This is a genomic window from Xylanibacillus composti, from assembly GCF_018403685.1.
Taxonomy (GTDB): Bacteria; Bacillota; Bacilli; order Paenibacillales; family K13; genus Xylanibacillus; species Xylanibacillus composti.
Map to the genome: position 1 here is coordinate 1 of NZ_BOVK01000063.1, position 1,472 is coordinate 1,472.

General features: G+C 49.3%; 1 protein-coding gene. It reads left to right on the forward strand.

Annotation, left to right across the window (positions count from 1 at the left end):
* Window positions 1-200 precede the first annotated feature (200 nt).
* Complete coding sequence (locus XYCOK13_RS18510) at window positions 201-1,376, forward strand: IS256 family transposase (protein ID WP_213413727.1); 1,176 nt, start codon at window positions 201-203, stop codon at window positions 1,374-1,376.
* The last annotated feature ends 96 nt before the right edge of the window (window positions 1,377-1,472 follow it).

Consider the following 1,472-nt stretch of genomic DNA (forward strand, 5'->3'; position numbering starts at 1 on the left):
GCCAGAAGCGTTGCCTGCAGGCGCAGCCATCACTTCATACGGGATAGCTGGCTGCGGCTCGCAGCCCTCCAGCGTTTGTCTCCAAAACTGCTTGTAGGGTTCCTGGTTCATTAGTTTGTGTATGAAAAAATGTGTTCACAACACAAGGAAGGTAGGGTACTCTCGGAATTGTCCAGATCCACGAGAGGAGATACCCTACCTTGAATCAAAGTATACACAATTCCGAGTTCATGAATCAATTAGCAAATGTAGTGCTGGCCTTTGTTAAAGACAAACTTGAGCTGCTTATGAAAGAAGAATTAACCAACTTCTTAACGGTCGAGAAGCCAGAGCTGCAGAATACTCGCAATGGCTACTACTCACGGACACTGGAGACGCAGTTTGGGAAAATCAACGATCTCCACGTCCCTCGTGACCGCCAGGGTGAATTTCGCACCGAACTTTTCGAGCCCTACCAACGCCGCGACGGATGGCTGGAAGAGGCCGTCATTCGCATGTACAAAGGCGGAATGAGCACGCGGGAAGTGGGGGATTTCATCGAATGTATACTGGGTACGCATTATTCGCCGGCCACTGTCAGCAACATCACCAATACGGTCTTACAGGATGTCCATGCTTGGCAGAACCAGCCACTAAATAAACGCTACTCTGTGCTCTACATCGATGGCATTCACTTCAGTCTACGCCGCGATAGCGTCGCTACAGAAGTCATTTATGTGGCGATGGCCATCGATGAAGAGGGGCACCGTCAAATCATTGGCTTTCATGTTGGCGGTAACGAGAGCGCTCACGGATGGAAGATGTTCTTGCAGGAGCTCTATGAACGTGGAGCAAAAGAGTTTCTCCTTGGTGTTTTTGATGGGCTTATTGGGTTAGAAGAGGCCTTTCACAGCGTCTATCCAAAAGCCGATGTGCAGCGATGCGTCGTCCACAAGATGCGCAATACGTTTCCTAAAGTCCGTGTGAAGGACAAGGTAGAGTTCCTCGGTAATCTCAAGGAAGTCTACAACGCACCTTGCTACGAAGAGGCTGTACGACAGTTCCATGCTGTAGAACTGAAATGGTCCAAGCAATATCCGCGAGAGCTGGCCTCCTGGCGTGCAGATCTCCCGGTACTACTGACCTTCTACAAGTATCCCGTTGACATTTGGAAGTCCATTTACACCACAAACGCTATAGAGCGAACAGTGAAGGAGATTCGAAAACGGCTCTACCCCATGAACAGTGTTCCAAACATTGATGCCGCCGAAAAGATCGCATACTTAGTTGTGACCGATTACAATGAGCGATGGAGCAAGCGTATCATTCGTGGCTTTGGCATGGAAGAAACGAAGAAGGCTTTTGAGAAGATGTTCCGTGAGCGGTACGGAGACTAAAAGAATACTCCCGCGCCTACGCTTGGGCTGTGCCCACCACGAAGACAACTTCAAAGAGTCCCTACACTTCCGATACACAAACTTATTGACACTACC